Consider the following 17,509-nt stretch of genomic DNA (forward strand, 5'->3'; position numbering starts at 1 on the left):
GGGGAGCTCAGCATAGCGCCTGGCCGCACCGGCGAGTCACGCTCGCGGTGAGGTCCGGTTACCTGCGCGCAACATTGCGCGCCGCCCGGCGCCGGGCTTGCCAAGCCGCCCCGCGATCTCCTTCAATGGGCCGGCGTCGCGCGCCGGCGCGCGACCGTGGAGCCCCGCCATGTCCCAGCACGGTCCGCGTCACCCGATCCTGTCGGTCGCTCCGCAGCGGCTGCGCCCCACCCAGATCACCGTCGGCCTGCGCGAGGTCGCCGACAAGCGCGCGCAGTGGCATGCGCTGGGGCGCAGGAAACGCGAGGCGCTGATCGCCTCGCACTGGTTCCCCGGCGTGCTCGGGCCCGGCGGCGAGGTGTACATCGTCGATCACCACCACTTCGGCCTGGCCATGCTCGAAGAAGGCGTGGCGCAAGTACCGGTGATCGTGCAGCGCGATTTTTCCTGGCTCGATCCGGCGACGTTCTGGCGCACGATGGAATTCAACCGCTGGGCGCATCCCTACGACGAGCGCGGCGCGCGCACCGACTACGCGGCGATTCCCACCGGTTTGGCGCAGTTGCGCGACGATCCCTACCGCAGCCTGGCCGCGCGCGTGCGCGAAGCCGGCGGCTGCGCCAAGGACGCCACGCCGTACGCCGAGTTCCTGTGGGCCGACTTCCTGCGCGCGCGGATCAAGCCCAAGGACGCGGCCAAGCCCGGCGCGCGCGCGCTCGAACGCGCGCTGACGCTGGCCCACAGCCAACAGGCCGGCTACCTGCCGGGCTGGAGCGGGGCGATCGAATGAGCGCGCCGGCGCCTGCCGCCGACGCCAGCGCCACAGGCGGCGGCCGCGGCGCCGACGTCGTCGCCGGGCTGGCCATCGCCGGCCTGCTGCTGCCCGAGGCGGTGGCCTATTCCGCCCTCGCCGGGCTGCCGGCGCACACCGGCGTGTTCGCGCTGTTCGCCGGCCTGCTCGGCTACGGGCTGATCGGACGCAGCCGCTTCGCGATCGTCTCGGCGACCTCGTCCTCGGCCGCGGTGCTGGCCGCGGCGACCGTGGCCGCCGCCGGCCCCGACCCGGCCGCGCGCGCGGCCATCGCCGCGTTCCTGACCCTGGCCACCGGCGCCTGCTTCCTCGCCGCCGCGGCCGCGCGCCTGGGCGGGCTGTCGCAAATGATCGCGCGGCCGGTGCTGCGCGGCTTCACCTTCGGCCTGGCCTGCGTGATCGTGCTCAAGCAGTTGCCGGCGCTGCTGGGCGTGCACGCGCGTGCCGCCGACTTCGCGCCGCTGCTGCTGGAACTGCCGCAGCGCTGGCGCGAATGGCAGCCGGCCAGCTTCGCCGCCGGCGCGCTGGCGCTGGCGGCGCTCAAGTTCGGCGAACGCTTTCCGCGGCTGCCGGCCAGCTTGCTGGTGATCGCGCTCGGCGTGGCCGCGTCCGGCGCGCTGGCCGCGCACGGCGTGGCCCTGACCGGGACCATCGCGCTGAGCCCGCAGCTCGGCGCGCCGGGCTGGCCCGGCCCTGGCCAGTGGCTGACCTGCCTGGAGCTGGCGCTGGCCCTGACCCTGGTGCTGTACGCCGAGTCCTACACTGCGATCCGCGCCTACGCGCTCAAGCACGGCGATGCGGTCGAACCCAACCGCGACCTGTTCGCGCTCGGCATCGCCAATGTGCTGTCCGGCCTGCTGCACGGCCTGCCGGTCGGCGCCGGCTATTCGGCGACCTCGGCCAACGAGGCCGCCGGCGCGCGCTCGCGCGTGGCCGGGCTGGTCGCGGCACTGGCGGTGCTGCTGATGATCGCCTTCGCCCTGGCCTGGATCGAACGCATTCCGCAGCCGGTGCTGGCGGCGATCGTGATCCACGCGGTCAGCAAGTCGCTGCGGCCGGCGACGTTCGCGCCGTATCTGCGCTGGCACCGCGACCGCCTGGTCGCGTTCGCCGCGGTCGCCACGGTGCTGAGCCTGGGCATCCTCGACGGCCTGCTGGCGGCCATCGCCTTCAGCCTGCTGATGCTGCTGCGGCGGCTGTCGCGCCCGCGCCTGAGCGTGCTCGGGCGCTTGCCGGGCAGCCATGATTTCGTCGACCTGGCCCTGCACCCACAGGCCGCGCCGGTGCCCGGGGTGCTGGTGCTGCGGCCGGAGCAGCCGCTGTTTTTCGCCAACGCCGAGCCGATCCTGGCGCTGGCGCGGCAGCAGGTGGAAGCGCATGCCGAGGCGCGCCGGCTGGTGCTGAGCCTGGAGATCTCGCCCGACCTGGACAGCACCAGCCTGGAAGCGCTCAGCGATTTCGACGGCTGGCTGCGCGCGCGCGGCGTGGCGCTGACCCTGGCGCGGCTCAAGGACGGCGTGCGCGTGTTGCTCGAACGCGTACAGTTGCCGGGGCAAACCGCGTCGGCGCTGGAGTACTGGAGCGTGGACGACGCGGTCAACGCGGATCTCGCGGCCGCGGCCGAAGCGCGCGGCGGCCCTGCGGCGGATGCGGCGGCGCCGGAGATGAGACGATGAGGCAGACCCTACGATGACGGAGCCGCACCCATGACGGAGCTTCACCGATGACCGCGACGACGACGACGCCGAGCGCAATGCGCACAGGCGCGGTATCGCTGCTGCTTTGGCTCGCCGCGGCGGCCGCGTTCGCCGCGATCAACATCGCCGGCGGCGTGCTGGCGGTGTGGCTGCGCCTGCCGTCGGGCGGCAACCCGCGGCTGGGCTGGGATCTGGCCTGGACCGTCGCCGCCGCCGCGGCGCCGCTGTGGATCGCGGCGCGCTGGCTGCCGATCGCGGCGCGCGCGCAGGCCGGGCTGATCTGGGCGCTGCTGACCGCGATGGCGATCTGGGCGGTGGCGACCCTGGGCAAGGACTTTCCGCTGTGGTTCAACGCCGGGCTGTTGGCGGCGCAAGCCGCGTTGGGGTGGCTGGCGTGGCGCTGGTCGCGGCGGCCGCGCTGACGCAAGCGCGTTAGAGACCGAAACCTCGTTCGAACCCGGTGCGCGGCTCAGCCGCCGCGCACCCGCCAGCGGTCGCCCTGCACCGCGCCACTGAACGCCGCGCCGCCGCCGAGGTAATCCCACAGCGGCCGCAGCACCGCCTCGGCCTTGAGCAGCGCTTCCTGGAACTCGGACTGCGGGTCCGACAGCCAGGTGATCGCCCCGCCCGCGCCGAACGAGACCTCGCGCCCGTCGTAGGCCAGGGTGCGGATGCCGATGTTGAGATCGGCCACGCGGCCGTAGCCGAGGTAGCCGATCGAGCCGCAGTACACGCCGCGCGCGCTGCGTTCGAGCCGATCGATGATGCCCAGGGTGCGGCGCTTGGGCGCGCCGCTGATCGAGCCGCCGGGGAAGGTCGCGCGCAGCAGGTCGAGCAGATCGCAGTCCGGCCGCAGCCGCGCCTCGACCGTGCTGACCATCTGGTGCACGGTGCGGTAGCTCTCGATCGCCGCCAGCCGCGGCACCTCGACCGTGCCGCGCATGGCGACGCGGTTGAGGTCGTTGCGCATCAGGTCGACGATCATCAGGTTCTCGGCGCGATCCTTGCCCGAATCGGCCAATGCCTGGGCGTAGCGCGCGTCCAGCGCCGGATCCTCGGCGCGGCGGATGGTGCCCTTGATCGGCTTGGCCTGGACCCGGCCGGCGCTGTCCACACGCAGGAAGCGCTCGGGCGAGGTGCTCAGCACATGCTGCGCGCCGCTGCGCAGGTACGCGCCGAACGGCGCGGCGTTGCCGCGGCGCAGGCGCCGGTACAGCGCCAGCGGGTCGAGCTGGGCGCGCACGCGGAAATGGTTGGTCAGGCAGACCTGGTAGGACTCGCCCTCGACGATGGCGCGGCGGCATTGCGCGATCGCGGCCAGGTAGTCGTCGTGGCCGAGGTCCATCGCGACGTCGAGTTCGGCCAGCGCCGGCGCGCGCGGCGGCGGCGCGACGGCCGGCAGCGCGCGCACCCGCGCGACGGTGTCGTCGAGCCAGCGCTGCGCGGCCTGCGCGCCGGCGTCGTCGGCCACCGCCAGCGCCCAGGCGCGGCCGCTGGCGTGGTCGAAGGCGAGGAAGCGGCGCGCGCGCATCCACACCGCATCCGGCGCGGCGGCGAGGTGGCCGCGCTCGCCATCGAACAGCGCCTTGGCCTCGTAACCGAAATAGCCGACGAAGCCGCCGCGGAATTCGAACGGCAGCGGCTGCTCGACGGCGGCGACCGCGTGCGCCAGCTCTTCGCGCATCCGCGCCAGCAGCGCCTGCCCGGCCGACAACGCCGCGTCGTCGTCGCCGACGCGGTAGCTCAGCACGTCGTCGGCCTCGGCCGCGCCCATGAACGAGCAGCCGGCCTCGTCGGCGACCTGGCTGTCGAGCCAGAACGCATGCGGCGCGTGCGCGTAGCACTGGGCGAAGACGGTTTCCGCGTCGGGCGCGGGGTCGAGCGGGCGTAGCCACACGCGCAGGGTGGGCGTTGATGACTGCGTCGGAGCAGGCGGGTTCGCGAGCGCCGGCTCGGCGGCTTCGCGCCAACCGGCCGTCGCCGCGCCGCGATGGCGGCGCACCAGATTGCGGAAATTGCCGATCATCGCCAGACCGTGCTCGCTCAGCACCGACTCGGGATGGAACTGCACGCCCCACTGCGGCCGATGGCGATGGCGCAGCGCCATGATCACGCCGTCCTCGCTGTGCGCGCTGGCTTCCAGCTCCGGCGGCAGCGGCGCGGCGGCGATCAGCGAGTGATAGCGGATCACCCGCAGCCCTTGCGGCAGTCCGGCGAACAGCTCGCGGCCGTCGTGCTGCAGCTGCGCCGGGCGGCCGTGCACCGGCTCGGGCGCATGGGCGATGCGGCCGCCGTGGGCGTGGGCGATGGCCTGGAAGCCCAGGCACACCCCCAGCAGCGGCAGCCGCGAATCGGCGATGGCGCGGCGCGACAGGCCCAGGTCGGCCGCGCGCACCGCGCTGCCGGGCCCGGGCGAGACCACGATGCAGTCGTAGCGCGCATCGGCCTGCAACGCGTCCCAGTCGGCCGCATCGTTGCGCAGCACCTGCGGCGCCTGGCCGAACGCGCGGCCGATCAGGTCGGCGAGGTTCCAGGTGAAAGAGTCGTAGTTGTCGATCAACAGGCAACGCATGATCGGCCTATTGTCGTACAAAGCCGCACGCGCGCGGCGGCCCGGCTGGCGCGACGCCGCTCAGGCCGGGCGCGGCAGCCAGACCAGGCTGAGCACGCCGCCGTCGGCGTCGAAGCGGTAATACGCGCTATAGCGCTGTCCGCGCCGGACCTGCGCGGCGAGGTCTTCGGCGCAGACGAACTCCAGCCGCTGCGCGCCGGTGCGCGCCAGCCGCATCGCCTCGAAGCCGAACAGCCGCCGCACCTGCGGGAACAGCGCCTTGTACAGGCTCTCCTTGGCCGAGAACACCGCGGCCAGGCCGGCGGCCGGATCGTCGAAGCCGGCCTGGATCAGCGCCTGCTCGTCGGCGTCGACCACGATGCCGCGGATCTCCGCCGCGCGCTGCGCATCGAGCGGCCGCTCGATGTCCACGCCCAGGCCGAGCGTGTCGGCCGCCGGCACGGCCAGACACAGCGCGCGATCGCCGGCGTGGCTGATCGAGGCGACCACTCCGTCCGGCCACACCGGTTCGCGGTCACGGCCGATCGGGATCGTCGTCGGCGCCGAACCGAGCCGCGCCAGCGCGCGGCTCGCGCAGACGCGTCCGGCCAGGAATTCGCTGCGGCGCTTGGGCACCGCACGCTCGAGCTGCGGCGCGAACGCGATGGCGTGGCGCGCGAACAACTCGTCGCGGTAACTGGACAGATCGAAGCGGCAGGCGTGTCCGGCGAAGCGGCGGCCGAACGCTTCGATTTCGATGTCGCCGGCTTCGCGCAGGAATTCCGGTTCGCCGCCGGGCGGATCGGGATAGACGGCGGCCGGCGCGTCGACGGTCATGGGCGCGGAGATAAGGAAGGGGCGGTCAGGATCGCACAGGCCTTGCGGCGGCGCAGGTACGGCGGTCGCGGGATTGTCGGCAGAGGGGATTCCCCGTGTCTCTGGCGAGTTCGCGGCGTCTGCCCCAATCCGTCATTCCCGCGAAGGCGGGAATCCAGAGACTTCAGAGTCATGTCGCGATGAAGCTCTGTATTCCCGCTTTCGCGGGAATGACGGTAGGTGAGTTTCGCGGTAGGAAGGCGGGTGGGTTTCGCAACGCCATGACGGTTGGGTTTCGCCGCGTCTCTTCCAGATCGTCATCCCCGCGTAGGCGGGGATCCAGAGACTTCAGAGTCATGTCGCGATGAAGCCATGGATTCCCGCTTTCGCGGGAATGACGGTAGGTGAGTTTCGCGGTAGGACGGCAGGTGGGTTTCGCGGCACCACGGCGGTTGGGTTTCGCCGCGCCTCTTCCAGATCGTCATCCCCGCGAAGGCGGGGATCCAGAGACTTCAGAGTCATGTCGCGATGAAGCCCTGGATTCCCGCGTTCGCGGGAATGACGCTATATGAGTTCGCGGTAGGAAGGCGGGTGAGTTTCGCGACGCCATGACGGTTGGGTTTCGCCGCGCCTCCTCCAGATCGTCATCCCCGCGAAGGCGGGGATCCAGAGACTTCAGAGTCATGTCGCGATAAAGCCCTGGATTCCCGCGTTCGCGGGAATGACGGTAGGTGAGTTTCGCGGCATCTGCTCCCAACTCGCGCGGTCTTGAGTTGGCGGCCTCAACCGTGCAACACCCCACAGCAAAGAACGGCCCGCACAAAGCGGGCCGTTCGCTGTCGCATCGATGCGCGACAAGATCAGTTGACGTTCACCGCGCTCCAAGCCCGCGCCAGCGTGTTGTACTCGGCCGAATTGGCGCCGTACAACTCCGTAGCCGCCGCCAGCGTCGCCGCGCGCGCCTGCGGGTAGGTGGTGTTGGAAGTGAACTTCGCGGTCAGCGCGCGATACCAGATCTTGCCGAACTTGTCGCGGCCCATGCCGGCGATGCCGGTGTCGCCGTTGCAGACCAACTGAGCCTGGGTGAGGCCCGAACCGGCCGGCACCGTCGCGCCTTCGATCGCCAGATACGCCAACCGGTTGCCGACGCCGGAGGTGTAATGCGGGTCGTGCGCGCCGCCGGCGCCCTGGCTCGGGTCGAAGCCGCCGGCCGGGTAGCAGTTGAACGACTTGCCGTCGACGGCCTGGTTGTACATGTCGCGGAACGCCGCGCCGTTGGCGCGCATCACCTCGCCGATGCGGTAGTCGCCCGGATCGCGCGCATTGTTGGCATAGAACTCCACCAGCGTGCCGAAGATGTCCGAGGACGCTTCGTTGAGGCCGCCGGCATCGCCGGAGTAGGCGAGCTTGGACGTGGCCGCGGTGACGCCGTGGGTCATTTCGTGGCCGGCCACATCCAGCCCGACCACCGGGCCGACGTTGCGCGAGGCGTCGCCGTCGCCGTAGAACATCGACTTGACCAGATCGACGTAGGCGGCGTTGGCGCCGGTGGTGGCGCCGGTGGAGGTCTTGAAGTTGGTGTGCGCGTAGCTCTTCACGCCCTTGCCGTCGCCGGCCAGGCCGCTGCGGCCATGCACGTTCTTGTAGTAGTCCCAGGTCACGCCGACGCCGTAGTGGATGTCGACGGCGAGCGTGGCGCGGTCGCTGACGGCGTTGTTGCCCCAGGTATTGTCGGTATCGGTGAACAGGGTCGCGCTGGAGGTGGTGGAGAAGATGTCGAACAGGCCCGAGACCACACCGCCCTTGGCGTCGTACACGCTGCCGCTGCCGCGGGTGGTGTCGATCAGGTCGAACTTGGTCGCGCTCTTCTGGTCGGTGGAGATGCTCAGGTCGCCGTAGTAGAACGACTTGCCGGCGCCGGTCGCGGCGGCGGTCTGGATCAGGTCCTGGGCGTCGAGCACCTTGCCGCTGGCAGCGTCGACGTAGTACTTCACCAGGCCCGAATGCGCGCGGGTGTCGGCGCCCTGCAGGGTCACTTCGTACGCGAGCAGCGGCTGCTTGCCGCGCGCGTAGACCACCAGTTCGTTGGAGTACACCTTGTCGACGCGGCCGGCGAAGCGCGCGCCTGCCTCGACCGCCGCGGCGTCCGCGCTCAGACGCGGCGTCAGCGACGGGCGTTGCGTACTGCGCAAGGTCAGCAGCGCCGAACGCAGCTGGCCGCGTTGGCTCTTGACCACCACATCGCCGCCGATCATGCGCAGGCCGCGGTAGCGGCGGTCGAAGCGCACATGCTCGGTGCCGTCGGCGTCGACCAGCGCGTCGCGCGCCTCGAAACGATCCTGGGCATCGCCCTGCAGCGCGCTCAGGTGGCTGGCGACCAGCCCGCGCGCCTGATCCATCGCCAGCGCGCGCGCGCCGGCCTGGGCCGGTTGCGCCGCCGACGCGGCGGGCGCAGCGACGATCGCAGCGACGGCCAGGGCCAGGCCCAGACGCTTGGGTGCGTTGGAATGCGAAGTCATGCGTTTTCCCCTCGAAGTGATGCAAACGCCGGTGCGGCCGGCGAACCGTGGCGGCGTCATGCGCCGTCGCGGTCATCTTGGGCGGGCGCCTGCGCGGCGGCGGCGACGCGCAAGCGCGAATCGCGCGGAAAATTGCGGGGACGTTTCGCAGTTTCCGCATTCGTCATATGACGCGGAAACGTTCATCGCATCGGCACGATTCGCGAAGTGCGATCTGGATACAACGCGGTTTCTTTCGCAACCAAATCGCAGCGCGCACGCGCGCTGCGGCCACATGCACAGCGCCTTACAACTTCATGCACACATAAGCCACATAGCGCGACGCTGCAGCGGCAGCGAATGAGCCACGCAATCGGGCGGCAAGCGCTGCGTCGAGCGCGCGCCGCCAACAAGGGATATCGAAGTTGCGCGGCGCTCACCGAAGCGGCGCCGCGCGCTCACTCCTCAACGATGGCGTGCGGCACGAAGCGCGAGCTGTCCTGGGTGATCGGGCCGACGTCCTCGCGCAGGCCCATGCCGGCGGCTTGGTCGGCCACCACCCAGCTGCCGATCAGCGGATAGTTCGGTTCGCCGTCGGCGCCGTCGAAGCGCGGCAGCGGATACAGCGCCTGGCGGATGGTCGGGCCGTCGTCGTAAGGGCCATCGCTGCGCAGCCGCTCGCCGTCCAGGCCGACCAGCTCGATGTTGGCGCCCTCGCGCGAGAACAGCGGCTTGCGCACCCAGCCCGGCGCCAGTTCGGCGGCAGTGTCTTCGAAATGCGCTTCCAGCAGATTCGGATGGCCGGGGTGGCGTTGCCACAACAACGGCAGCACGCCCTTGTTGCTGAGGATCGCCTTCCACGCCGGCTCGATCAGTTGCACCCGCGATCCGGCCAGCTTGGGCCCGTATTCCTCGGCGAACATCCACTCCAGCGGGTACAGCTTGAACAAGGTGCGGATGACCCGGTCGTCGCCGTCGGTGAAATAGCCTTCGCGGCTCAGGCCGATGCCTTCGATGCTCAGCTCCAGCGTGTCCACGCCGGCCTGTTCGGCGCAGTCGCGCAGGTAGCGCACCGTGCCCTGGTCTTCGAGCGAGCCTTCGACCGCGGCGAAGTGCACCGGCGTGGCGATGCGGCCGTCGCGCGCCAGCGCGCCGAAGGTTTCGATCAGCAGTTCCTGGATGCGGTTGTACTGGTCGCTGCCCTCGCCGAACACGCCGCGGGCGATGCTCTGCTCCAGCCACAGCCACTGGAAATACGCCGCCTCGTACAAGGACGTGGGCGTGTCGTAGTTGAGTTCGTACAGCTTGGCCGGGCCGCGGCCGTCGTAGGCCAGGTCCATGCGGCCGTACAGGTGCGGCTCGCCGCGGCGCCAGGAATCGGCGATCCAGTCCCAGTACTCGCGCGGGATCGCCAGCCGCTCCAGCAACTGCTCCGAGCCGACCACCTCGTCGACCAGGGCCATCGCCATGTCGTGCAGTTCCTGGGTCGGCTGCTCGATGTCGTCTTCGATCTGGCGCAGGCCGAACGCGTAGTAGGCGCGCTCGTCCCAGTACGGCGCGCCGTCGATGGTGTGGAAACGGAAACCGAGCGACTCGGCCTGTTCGCGCCAGTCCGGGCGTTCGGGTACGACGATGCGTTTCATGCGCGCTCGCGAAAGTGGAGGATCAACCGCCGAAACCGCGGCTGCTGCTGGAGCTGGAACTGCTGCGGCCGAAGCCGCCGCGCGCCGCGGCGCTGGAGCCGAAGCCCGCGCGCGAAACGGTGACCGCGCGCGCCGGCAACGCGGTATCGCCGGCCTTCTTGCCGTAGACGGTGCCGCTGTAGGTGCTGATCTCGCGGCCGTCGGGCTTGCGGTAGCCGCCGCTGCGGTAATCGCGGTACAGCGGCGACACGCCGCCGACGTGGTAGTAGCGATTGCCGCCGCTCATCAGCTGCGAGGCCGCGTAGCCGAGCAGGAAGCCGGTCATCGGCGGGATGTAGGTCGGCTGAGCGCCGGCGGCCGCTCCATTGAGCGGCGTGCAGGCGCCGAACTGCTGGTTGCACTCCTGCTCGCTCTCGAACCGCGGCGCGAGCTTTTCGTGATCGACCAAAGCCTGCGAATAAGCCTTCTCGCATTCCTCGCGCGAGATCTCGGTCTGCACCGTGCATTCTTCGCGCGAGGTCAGGATCTTGCCGCTGGGATCGTCGTCGCAGCCGGCCAGCATCGCCGGCGCGGCCACCGCCATCAGCACCAGGCGCAGATTGCGCGAGCGCTTGCCGCGCGGCGCGTTGTCGTGGGCGTTCGTGGTCATGGCATCGCTCACGGGGTCATGGCGGCGGCGTTGATCAGGCCGACGCTGACCGACACGCCGGCATAGAACACGCCGGCGCCGACCTGGCCGTCGGTGATCTGCTGCGACAGCTTCGGCGCGACCAGGCGCGCGATCAGGTAGGCGAACACCTGCACCACCACCGCCGCCGCGCCCCAGATCGCCGCATCGATCAGGCTGACCGAATTGGAGATCGCCGAATGCAGCGGCAGCGCCAGCCCGACCAGGGTGCCGGCGAAGCCGGTCGCGGCGGCGGCGTTGCCCGAGCGGATCAGGCTCAGCTCGCGGTGCGGGGTGATCATCGACACCGCCAGCGCGGCCAGGATCAGCACGCCGATGCCGGTGCCGGCGTAGGCGAGGAAGTTGAGGAAACTGTGGGCGTTGATCGGTGCGTCCATGGGATGAGTCCTTATCGAATGCGGGCGCTTGCGGTGCGGGCGCTTAGGTGATGTCGAGATCGGCGGTGTTGAGGTCGATGCCGAGCGCGTAGGTGACGACGAATTCGCTGGGGCCGTAGTCCTCGGCGGTGACCAAGAGGAATTCGTCCCGCTCCAGCTCGGGAATCTCGCGCCGGTACAGCATGGCGTAATGGGTCAGGTCGTCGTCGCGCCGCGGCGGGTCGTGCCGGTACAGCACCTCGTCGTAGACCACCGGCGGCACTTTCTCGGCCACGCCGTCGCCGAACTCGCGGTACCAGGTGCGGCCGGCGTATTCGATCGACGCCGCGCCCAGGTGCGGGTGTTCGTGGATGAAGCGCCTGAATGCGGCCTGGTCGGGCGGGTTCACCGTGTCGTTGAAGACGAAAGCCTTGATGCCCTCGACCTGGCCGTTGGCGGTGCTGATTTGCAGGTAGGCGTCGTCGTCGAGATAGAAGCGATGCAGGGCATGGCCGCCGCCCAGGTCGATGTGACCATAGCAGGGAATGCCCTGGTGGCCCTCGGGCAGGCGCAGGGTCCAGGCCTGCGGGTTGGCGCGGAAGGTCAGCGTGTCGAACGCGACCCGCCCGTTGATGCGCAGCCCCAGCGGCAGCTCGTGCGCGAACGGCAGCGCCGGCTTGGCGTCCTCGCGCTTCTTGCCGCCGAACAATCCGTCCAACCAACCCATCGCGATGACCTCGTCGTTCGTCTGTGCGTGTGCGCCGCTTCAGGCCGCCGCGAGCGCGGCCCACGGCAGGCGCGCGCCGTCGATGCGCGCGTCGGCAAGGTAATACAACAAAGTACCTGGCGCGATCTCGACATGATCGGGCGGATTGAGTATCGGCGCGGCGTTGCGGCCGTCGCGGTAGCCGATCCACAGCGCCGCTTCCTTGCGGAACGCCGCCGCCAGCAGGCCCGCGCGCACCGGCGCAGCGGCTTCTGGCACCTGCAGGCTGAACTGGGTCGGGCCGCCCGCGCCGAGCCATTCGCCGGCCACCAGCGAGCTGCCGGCGTCCTGGGCGGCGCGCGCGATCACGTCCACGTGCAAGGGCCGCGTGCATTCCACATGCGGGTAATGGCTGCGCACCAGCTGCGCCACCGCCTCGGATTCGAAGTGGGCGACGATGTGCGCGGCCGGGCGGTGCGCCATCACCGCGAACACCGCCGCCAGCGAGCGGTCGTCGTCGGCCGCGTGCACGATCACCCGCGCCGCGCCGCCCAGCGCGGCACGCGCGTACTCGCCGCAGTCGGCGTAGGAATCGACCGCGACGAAGCGGATCTGGTCCGGCAGCGGATTCTCGGCCACACCCTCGGCGACCAGGACGATGCCTTCGTCGTCGGTATGCGAATCGGCCAGCAGCAACTGCACCAGCCGCTGCGATTCGCGGCCGTGCCAGCCGATCAGCACGGTGTGGCCGCACAGGTCGTCGTAGCTCATCTTGCCCACCTGATGGCGTCTCCAGAAATTGAGCAGGCCGGCGCTGGTCTTGGCCAGGATCGAGGCGAACAGGGCGATCGCGCCGGGCATCACGAACAAGGCCGCGACCCAGCGCCCGGCGGCGCTGCCCGGCGAAAGATCGCCGTAACCGATGGTGCTGGCCGTGGTCACGTAGTAATAAACGAACGCATCCCAGCCCAGCAGCTTGTGCTCGCCGGCCCAGGCCAGCAGCAGCCAGGTCGCCGACATGTGCACGGCCAGCGCGAGCGCGACCACGCCCCAGCTGATCCGGCGCAGGTGCCCGCGAAGGCTGCGGTAGAGCTTGCCCAGGACGATCATGGCGCCGGTCCGCGGCGTGGCGTGCGCTGCTTCAAATCCTTTTCCTCCGGCGACGGCGCTGCGTGCGCCGGTCCGTGTCGTTCATCGACGGCCGGCGCACGCCGGGGGGCGATAGGCGGGGTTCGGTTCGCCGTAGTTGGGTTGTCGCGGTCGCAGCTTGCGCAGCTCCTACAGGGGCTGCGGCCGGTTTCGTATCCGACTGTAGGAGCTGCGCAAGCTGCGACCGCGACAACCAAGCTACATCGCAACTCCCGTCGCGCCGCAACGTCCACGTCCTACGCCCACGCAAACGCTGCGCAGCGGCGACCCACGGCCGCCGCCGCGCACGGCGGCCTCAATCCTTGCGCTCGACCTTGTCGGTTTCCTTCACTTCCACCGCCGGCAGCGACAGCGGCTCGTGGCTCAGCTGCTGCACCGGCTTCTCGCGGAAGCGTTCCAGGATGTTGTCGACGCTGGTCGATTCCGGCAGCAGGCCGGCCGCTTCCAGGCGCTTGTTCAGATCGCCGTCGCCTGTTTCGGACTCAAGCTGCGCCGCCGCTTCCAGGCGCGCGCCGCGCTCGGCCTGGCGCTGCTGGATGCGCTCGAGCGAATCCAGCGCGGTGGTGACCTTGCCGTTGGCGCCGGAGTGGCGCGAGGCGACCGCGGTCTGCGCGCGCTGCACCGCCTCGGTGGCCTTGACCGTATCGACCTGCTGCTTGACCCGCGCCAGCTTGCGCTCGGTGGCGGTGATCGCGGTCTTCAACTGGTTGATGCTGTTGTCGTAGCTGGCGATGGCCTGCTCGTCATTCTTCAGGTCGGTCTCGACCGTCGCCAGGCGTTCGGCCACCTCGCGCGCGAGCTGTTCGTTGCCCTGGCGCAGGGCGCCGGCGATGTAGGTCTCGTACTCGGCCTTCTTGGCGAAGCGGTCCTTGCTGCGGTTGGCCTGCAGCTGGCGCTGGGCCATGACCTTGGTCAGCTCTTCCTTGGACCGCGCCAGCTCGGTGCCGGCGTCGCGGATCTCCTGGTCGAGGATCTTCAGCGCGTTGGCGTCGACCACGGCCTGGCCGGCCTCGTGCGCGGTGCCGCGGAACAGGGTCAGGATTTTCTGCAGGATGCTCATGCGCTCACCAGGTAGGACTTGAGGGCTTCCACCGCGTCGATCGCGTTGTCGGCCAGGGTGCGGATTTCCAGCTCGATCTGCTCGGCGCTGGAGTCGGGCGCCATCTCGCCGAACACGATGTAGACGTCGCGCTCGTTGATCGTGGTCAGGCCCAGGTTGGACAGCGGGTTGATCGGGTTCAGGCGCAGGCAGGCCTCGTTGAAGCCGTGCGCGTCGCGCACCTGGCTGGACTCGACCAGCGGGGTGGAGACGAAGATCTCGCGGTCGGTCAGGGCGATGGTGATGCCCAGGTCGCCGCTCTCGGGCAGGGTCACCTGGATCGCGCCGTCGGCGGTGGGCACTTCCTCGACGTTCTGCGCGCCGAAGGTGGCCTGCAGGCGGGTGATCAGTTCTTGCGTGGTCCAGCGGGACATACGGGCGGTCCTTGTGGGGTGTCCTTGGGAAGCCTTGCCAAAGCCAGCCTTGCTCAAGCGGGCCTTGATACAGCTGGCTCGGAAAGCGCGGCGCGTGCGGATCGCGAAGGCACGGCGCGGGCCGCGCGTCCTGGCTCGCCGCGATCATCGTCCGTGACCGTGCTCATGGAACGGGAAGGTTATAGGGGCGCCCGCGGGCCGGCGCAAGCCGCACAAGTCGTCGCCCCGCCCACCCAAGGATGGCGCAAACCCAACGGCGGCGGGCGTTTGCGCGCCGTGCGCCGGGCCGGTCCGCGACGATCCGCGCAGGCCGGGCTTTGGGCTAAACTGTCCGGCGGAACTACCCGACCGGCATTCCCGGCCCGCGAATCCGCCCGACCCGGCGGAGGGCGGACCGTCCTAGGGCGGGTCCGTGCAGCGGTCGCGCCGAACCCCGGTGGCGGCCACGTCGATGGCTCGATGCGCCCCCGGCGGGGGCGCACGCAATAGGTGGACCGTGCGCAATTACGACCTGGAATTCCTGAAGAAATTCTCGATGGTGATCGGCTTCCTGATGCTGGTGACCCTCGGCCTGATGATCGCGGCCTATTTCGTCCACAAGCAGCTGCCGCAGGAAATCGATCCGCGCGCGGCCCAGCGCACCGAAAACCGCATCGCGCCGACCGGCGCGGTCTACGCCGGCGCCACCGGCGCGGCGGAGCAGCAGGCGGCGGTGGCCGCGGCGGCGGCCAAGGCCGCCTCGCAGGTCGCCTACGGCGGCACCAAGGACGGCAAGGTGATCTTCGACAGCCTCTGCGCGGGCTGCCACAAGTCCGGCTCCGGCGGCGCCCCGACCCTGGACGCCTCGCATTGGGCGGCGCGCCTGCCCAAGGGCAAGGACACCCTGCACAAGCACGCCATCGAGGGCTTCACCGGCACCTCCGGCGTGATGCCGGCCAAGGGCGGCAACCCGGCCCTGACCAACGAACAGGTCAGCGCGACGGTCGACTGGATGCTCGACAACATCAAGTAAGCCGCGGCGAGCCGGCGGCCGCCGCGGGCTTGGCCCGCGCCGACCGCGCCCGCACCGATACGAGAACGCCGCCTGCGGGCGGCGTTTTCGTGTCCGCAGCCTTCGCGCCGCGCGCGCCTACGCCGGCGCCTGCGCGCGCGAACGCGGCCCTGCGCCGGCCCGGCGCCCCGTCCCGCCCGCGTCCCCGCCCTCGATGCCGCCAGACGGCACACGACGGCCCGCAACGCAGCTGCGGATAATGGCCGCTCTTTCCGCCACGCCGAGCCCGCCATGACGCGCATCCGCCCCGCCCTCGCCTTCGCGCCCTGCCTGCTGCTGGCGGCCTGCGCCAGCGCGCCGCACGCCGAGCGCAGCGCGGCCGGCGCGGGCACGGTCGCGATCGGCACGCTGCAACGCGCGCCGGCCGCCGCCGCGCCGGTGCGCGTGGCCGGCGTGGTCACCGCCGCGCTGCCCGGCGCCGACGGCCAGCCGGGCTGGCTGCTGCAGGACGCCGGCGACGGCGACGCCGCCACCTCCGACGCGATCTGGCTGCTCGGCCCGGCCGCGGCCGCGCTGGCCCCGGGCCAGACCGTCGTGGCGACCGGCAACCTGCGCCGCGCCGAGCTGCCGGCCGCCGGCAAGGGCCGCGCCGACAGCTTGCTGGCGCTCGACGCCGCCCAGGTCGAGCCGCTGCGCGAGCGCGCCCTGGAACGGCGCCTGCGCGCGCTGGCGCCGACCGCGGTGACCGCCGCGCCGGACTGGAACGCGCTGGCCGGCATGCGCGTGCGCATCGGCGTGCCGCTGACCCTGGCCGACCGCGACCGCCAACGCGGCACCGTCGAAGCCTCGTTCGACGGCCCGCTGTGGCAACCGGGCGAACGCGCCACGCCGGGCAGCGACGCCGCGCGCGCGATCGCCGCCGACAACCTGCGCCGGCGCCTGGTGCTCAGCGGCGAGGCGCTCGGCGACGCCGCGTTCGGCGCGCGCAGCGGCAGCCGTCTGGATGCGCTGGAAGGCATCGCCCTGCCGCGCAACGGCCGCCCGGGCCTGTGCCTGGAGCGCGCGCCGGCGCTGCAGCCGGCGCCGCGCCCGCAACTGCCGCCGCGCGTCGACGGCAGCCTGCGCATCTCCTCGTTCAACCTGGAAAGCCTGTTCAACGGCGACGGCCGCGGCGGCGGTTTCCCGACCCCGCGCGGCGCGCGCAGCGAAGCCGAGTTCAAGGCCCAGTTGGCCAAGCTGGTGCAGACCATCCACGCCATGAACCCCGACGTGGCCGCGCTGATGGAGCTGGAGAACGACGGCTACGGCCCCGACTCCACCCTGGCCCAGCTGGTCGCCGCGCTCGACCGCGCCGACGCCGCCGACGGCGGCGCCCAGGACTGGCGCTTCGCCGCGCCGTGCAAGCAGCCGTGCGCGCTGGATACGCGCGGCCCCGGCGGCGACGTGATCCGGGTCGGGCTGATCTACCGCGGCCAGCGCGTGGCCGCGCGCGGTCTCGCCGCGACCTTGACCCAGGGCCCGTTCGGCCCGCATTCGCGGGTGCCGATGGCGCAGGCCTTCGAAGCCCTCGGCGCCGGCGGCCGGCGCGGGCCGGCGTTCGTGGTCGCGGCCAACCATTTCAAATCCAAGGGCTGCCGCGACGCCGAAGGCGCCGACCGCGACCAGGGCGACGGCGCGTCGTGCTGGAACGCGCTGCGCAGCGATTCGGCGCGGCGCCTGGATGCCTGGCTGAAGACCGACCCGACCCGCAGCGGCGGCCAGCTCACGATGATCGTCGGCGACCTCAACGCCTACGCCCAGGAGCAACCCATGCGCGAGTTCTACGCGGCCGGCTGGCAGGACGCGTTCGCCGCGGCCAAGGTCGCCGCGCCGTACAGTTACGTCTACGACGGCGAACTCGGCCGCCTCGACCACGCCCTGCTGTCGCCGGCGCTGGCGGCGACGCTGCGCGGTGCGGCCGAATGGCACACCAACGCCGACGAACCCGAAAGCGCCGGCTACCGCGACGGCGGCGCGGGGCCCTGGCGCAGCTCCGATCACGATCCGGTGCTGCTGGGCTTCGATCTGATGCCGCGGTAAGGCGCGCTGCGATCGGAGCGCAAAGCGTCGGGCCTGAAGGCCCTCCCACAA

15 protein-coding genes are annotated in these 17,509 nt (G+C 71.1%); 5 read left to right on the forward strand and 10 right to left on the reverse strand.

The window, feature by feature from the left end; genetic code table 11:
• Positions 1-169: 169 nt before the first annotated feature.
• Genes BLU84_RS21620 through BLU84_RS21630 form a run of 3 tightly spaced genes read left to right on the forward strand, consistent with a single transcriptional unit; the run spans position 170 to position 2,930 of the window.
• Positions 170-790 (forward strand): ParB-like protein, encoded by a 621-nt coding sequence (locus tag BLU84_RS21620; protein ID WP_074871993.1) that lies wholly within the window; start codon positions 170-172, stop codon positions 788-790.
• Positions 787-2,487, forward strand: coding sequence for a SulP family inorganic anion transporter (locus BLU84_RS21625; protein ID WP_074871995.1), 1,701 nt, complete (start codon positions 787-789; stop codon positions 2,485-2,487). The genes BLU84_RS21620 and BLU84_RS21625 overlap by 4 nt, the downstream gene beginning before the upstream one ends.
• 47 nt (positions 2,488-2,534) lie before the next feature.
• Positions 2,535-2,930 carry a hypothetical protein gene (locus BLU84_RS21630; RefSeq protein ID WP_139175182.1) on the forward strand — a complete coding sequence of 132 codons (396 nt, stop codon included), beginning with the start codon at positions 2,535-2,537 and terminating at the stop codon, positions 2,928-2,930.
• Between the two features lie 47 nt (positions 2,931-2,977).
• On the opposite strand, the gene pabB is transcribed toward BLU84_RS21630, so the two are convergent.
• The 10 genes from pabB to BLU84_RS21680 all read right to left on the reverse strand — a co-directional run bounded on the left by pabB (position 2,978) and on the right by BLU84_RS21680 (position 14,388).
• Positions 2,978-5,080: an aminodeoxychorismate synthase component I gene (pabB, locus tag BLU84_RS21635; RefSeq protein ID WP_074872000.1), complete on the reverse strand. Its 2,103-nt coding sequence runs from the start codon at positions 5,078-5,080 to the stop codon at positions 2,978-2,980.
• A 60-nt stretch (positions 5,081-5,140) separates the two neighbouring features.
• The gene (locus BLU84_RS21640; protein WP_074872002.1) at positions 5,141-5,896 is read right to left on the reverse strand and encodes a 4'-phosphopantetheinyl transferase family protein; all 756 of its coding nucleotides are present in this window, start codon (positions 5,894-5,896) and stop codon (positions 5,141-5,143) included.
• Between the two features lie 839 nt (positions 5,897-6,735).
• Entirely contained in the window at positions 6,736-8,394 is a 1,659-nt protein-coding gene (locus BLU84_RS21645; RefSeq protein WP_074872004.1) for a M4 family metallopeptidase, read from the reverse strand.
• A gap of 437 nt (positions 8,395-8,831) precedes the next feature.
• The gene (locus tag BLU84_RS21650; protein ID WP_074872006.1) at positions 8,832-10,016 is read right to left on the reverse strand and encodes a glutathionylspermidine synthase family protein; all 1,185 of its coding nucleotides are present in this window, start codon (positions 10,014-10,016) and stop codon (positions 8,832-8,834) included.
• Positions 10,017-10,038: 22 nt separating this feature from the next.
• The gene (locus BLU84_RS21655) at positions 10,039-10,665 is read right to left on the reverse strand and encodes a DUF1190 domain-containing protein (protein WP_074872009.1); all 627 of its coding nucleotides are present in this window, start codon (positions 10,663-10,665) and stop codon (positions 10,039-10,041) included.
• Between the two features lie 8 nt (positions 10,666-10,673).
• A complete protein-coding gene (locus BLU84_RS21660; RefSeq protein ID WP_074872012.1) occupies positions 10,674-11,081 on the reverse strand; it encodes a DUF350 domain-containing protein in 408 nt (135 codons plus the stop codon).
• 43 nt (positions 11,082-11,124) lie between these two features.
• Positions 11,125-11,793 (reverse strand): DUF2491 family protein, encoded by a 669-nt coding sequence (locus BLU84_RS21665; protein WP_425479431.1) that lies wholly within the window; start codon positions 11,791-11,793, stop codon positions 11,125-11,127.
• Between the two features lie 33 nt (positions 11,794-11,826).
• On the reverse strand, positions 11,827-12,876 hold the full coding sequence (locus tag BLU84_RS21670) for a potassium channel family protein (RefSeq protein ID WP_074872017.1): 1,050 nt from the start codon (positions 12,874-12,876) through the stop codon (positions 11,827-11,829).
• Between the two features lie 334 nt (positions 12,877-13,210).
• Positions 13,211-13,975 (reverse strand): PspA/IM30 family protein, encoded by a 765-nt coding sequence (locus BLU84_RS21675; protein WP_074872019.1) that lies wholly within the window; start codon positions 13,973-13,975, stop codon positions 13,211-13,213.
• On the reverse strand, positions 13,972-14,388 hold the full coding sequence (locus BLU84_RS21680) for a YjfI family protein (protein ID WP_074872021.1): 417 nt from the start codon (positions 14,386-14,388) through the stop codon (positions 13,972-13,974). The genes BLU84_RS21675 and BLU84_RS21680 overlap by 4 nt, the downstream gene beginning before the upstream one ends.
• 496 nt (positions 14,389-14,884) lie before the next feature.
• Between BLU84_RS21680 and BLU84_RS21685 the strand changes: the two genes are divergently transcribed.
• A complete protein-coding gene (locus BLU84_RS21685) occupies positions 14,885-15,400 on the forward strand; it encodes a c-type cytochrome (RefSeq protein WP_074872024.1) in 516 nt (171 codons plus the stop codon).
• Positions 15,401-15,670: 270 nt separating this feature from the next.
• Positions 15,671-17,458, forward strand: coding sequence for an ExeM/NucH family extracellular endonuclease (locus BLU84_RS21690; protein WP_074872026.1), 1,788 nt, complete (start codon positions 15,671-15,673; stop codon positions 17,456-17,458).
• Positions 17,459-17,509 lie beyond the last annotated feature (51 nt).

This window comes from Lysobacter enzymogenes (assembly GCF_900106525.1).
Taxonomy (GTDB): domain Bacteria; phylum Pseudomonadota; class Gammaproteobacteria; order Xanthomonadales; family Xanthomonadaceae; genus Lysobacter; species Lysobacter enzymogenes.

Coding starts and splice junctions, on each gene's coding strand:
- BLU84_RS21670 (WP_074872017.1), bottom strand. CDS start 12,876: ATGATCGTCCTGGGCAAGCTCTACCGCAGCCTTCGCGGGCACCTGCGC.
- pabB (WP_074872000.1), bottom strand. CDS start 5,080: ATGCGTTGCCTGTTGATCGACAACTACGACTCTTTCACCTGGAACCTC.
- BLU84_RS21650 (WP_074872006.1), bottom strand. CDS start 10,016: ATGAAACGCATCGTCGTACCCGAACGCCCGGACTGGCGCGAACAGGCC.
- BLU84_RS21655 (WP_074872009.1), bottom strand. CDS start 10,665: ATGACCACGAACGCCCACGACAACGCGCCGCGCGGCAAGCGCTCGCGC.
- BLU84_RS21625 (WP_074871995.1), top strand. CDS start 787: ATGAGCGCGCCGGCGCCTGCCGCCGACGCCAGCGCCACAGGCGGCGGC.
- BLU84_RS21680 (WP_074872021.1), bottom strand. CDS start 14,388: ATGTCCCGCTGGACCACGCAAGAACTGATCACCCGCCTGCAGGCCACC.
- BLU84_RS21630 (WP_139175182.1), top strand. CDS start 2,535: ATGACCGCGACGACGACGACGCCGAGCGCAATGCGCACAGGCGCGGTA.
- BLU84_RS21640 (WP_074872002.1), bottom strand. CDS start 5,896: ATGACCGTCGACGCGCCGGCCGCCGTCTATCCCGATCCGCCCGGCGGC.
- BLU84_RS21645 (WP_074872004.1), bottom strand. CDS start 8,394: ATGACTTCGCATTCCAACGCACCCAAGCGTCTGGGCCTGGCCCTGGCC.
- BLU84_RS21620 (WP_074871993.1), top strand. CDS start 170: ATGTCCCAGCACGGTCCGCGTCACCCGATCCTGTCGGTCGCTCCGCAG.
- BLU84_RS21660 (WP_074872012.1), bottom strand. CDS start 11,081: ATGGACGCACCGATCAACGCCCACAGTTTCCTCAACTTCCTCGCCTAC.
- BLU84_RS21690 (WP_074872026.1), top strand. CDS start 15,671: ATGACGCGCATCCGCCCCGCCCTCGCCTTCGCGCCCTGCCTGCTGCTG.
- BLU84_RS21675 (WP_074872019.1), bottom strand. CDS start 13,975: ATGAGCATCCTGCAGAAAATCCTGACCCTGTTCCGCGGCACCGCGCAC.